Here is a 1,359-nt window from a genome sequence, read left to right as displayed (position 1 = left end):
TTGATCGGCCCTAATGGCGCAGGCAAGACCACTTGCTTCAACCTGCTCACCAAGTTCCTGGAGCCGACCACCGGCACCATCGTATTCAACGGCATCGACATCACCCGCGAGAAGCCCGCGCAGATCGCGCGCCGCGGCGTGATCCGTTCGTTCCAGATCTCGGCGGTGTTCCCGCACCTGACGGTGATGGAGAACGTGCGCATCGGGCTGCAGCGACAGCTTGGCACCGCGTACCAGTTCTGGCGCAGCGAGCACTCGCTCGATGTGCTCAACGACCGCGCCATGGAGCTGCTCGAGCAGGTGGGGCTGACCGAGTTCGCGTACACGCTGACGGTGAACCTGCCGTACGGGCGCAAGCGCGCGCTGGAGATCGCCACCACGCTGGCGATGGAGCCGGAGCTGATGCTGCTCGACGAGCCCACGCAGGGCATGGGCCACGAGGACGTGGACCGCGTCACGCAGCTGATCAAGAAGGTCTCCGCCGGCCGCACCATTTTGATGGTCGAGCACAACATGAGCGTGGTCTCGTCGATCGCCGACAAGATCACCGTGCTGCAGCGGGGCGCAATCCTGGCCGAGGGGCCTTACGCCGAGGTGTCGAAGGACCCGCGCGTGATGGAGGCCTACATGGGCACGGCCGATGCCGAGCTGCAGGGCGTGCACTGAAGCGGGGGACGAGCAAATGAGTACGATCAGCACGAACAACACTCCCGCCCTCGAAATCAAGGGCCTGCAGGCCTGGTATGGCGAATCGCACATCCTGCACGGCGTCGACCTCACGGTGAACCGCGGCGAAGTGGTGACGCTGCTGGGCCGCAACGGCGCCGGGCGCACCACCACGCTGCGCGCGATCATGGGCCTGACCGGCGCGCGCAAGGGCTCGATCAAGGTCAACGGCAACGAGACCATCGGCCTGCCCACGCACAAGATCGCGCACTACGGCATCGGCTACTGCCCGGAAGAGCGCGCGATCTTCTCCAGCCTGTCGTGCGAGGAGAACCTGCTGCTGCCGCCGCAGCTCAAGGGCAAGGGTGGTGAGACGACCGCGGGCATGAGCGAGTCCGAGATCTACGACATGTTCCCCAACCTGAAGGAGCGCCGCCAGAGCCAGGGCACGCGCCTGTCGGGCGGCGAGCAGCAGATGCTGGCGGTGGCGCGCATCCTGCGCACCGGCGCCAACCTGCTGCTGCTCGATGAAATCTCGGAAGGGCTGGCACCGGTGATCGTGCAGGCGCTGGCGCGCATGATCCGGATGCTCAAGCAGAAGGGGTACACGGTGGTGATGGTGGAGCAGAACTTCCGCTTCGCCGCGCCGCTGGCCGACCGCTTCTACGTGATGGAGCACGGCAGCATCGTCGA

2 protein-coding genes are annotated in these 1,359 nt (G+C 65.9%); both read left to right on the top strand.

The genetic code is table 11. The annotated features are described in order from the left end of the window. On the top strand, window positions 1-666 hold a 666-nt coding region (locus IPF36_RS34005; RefSeq protein WP_195432329.1), incomplete at its 5' end, for an ABC transporter ATP-binding protein. Between the two features lie 25 nt (window positions 667-691). Continuing rightward, window positions 692-1,359, top strand: a 668-nt coding sequence (locus IPF36_RS34000) for an ABC transporter ATP-binding protein (protein WP_195432330.1), incomplete at its 3' end; no start/stop codon positions are given.

It is taken from the genome of Cupriavidus sp. IK-TO18 (assembly GCF_015549295.1).
GTDB classification, from domain to species: domain Bacteria; phylum Pseudomonadota; class Gammaproteobacteria; order Burkholderiales; family Burkholderiaceae; genus Cupriavidus; species Cupriavidus oxalaticus_A.
The sequence above is the reverse complement of the archived record's forward strand: the minus strand, read 5'-3'. Positions and strand labels throughout refer to the sequence as shown.